The following is a 258-nucleotide window of genomic DNA, read 5'->3' on the forward strand; positions in this document are numbered from 1 at the left end:
CGTCGGAGTCGAAGTCGACCTCCTGCACGATGAGCTCGCCCGGCACGATCCGCGCGACGCGTACCTCGGAGGCGTCTGAGTCGGCCGAGGTCTTGCCCGGCGAGTCGGTGGGGTCGTCATACGTGAGAACCAGTCGATACGAGCCGCCTTCACGCATGTCGAAGCGTTCGAACCGCCCGTGCATCCCGTGGGGAGGCAGCCAGGTGAGCAGCGCTTCGCGGCTGGTCAAGGCAGCGAACGTCTCGTCGCGGCCGACGT

1 protein-coding gene is annotated in these 258 nt (G+C 67.4%); it reads right to left on the reverse strand.

Annotated features, from left to right (window positions below; translation table 11 throughout):
- On the reverse strand, positions 1 to 258 hold a 258-nt coding region (locus SB753_RS38820), incomplete at both ends, for an SRPBCC domain-containing protein (RefSeq protein ID WP_410805383.1).

Source organism: Paraburkholderia sp. SIMBA_053 (genome assembly GCF_046534895.1).
In the GTDB taxonomy this organism is placed as follows: Bacteria; Pseudomonadota; Gammaproteobacteria; order Burkholderiales; family Burkholderiaceae; genus Paraburkholderia; species Paraburkholderia caledonica.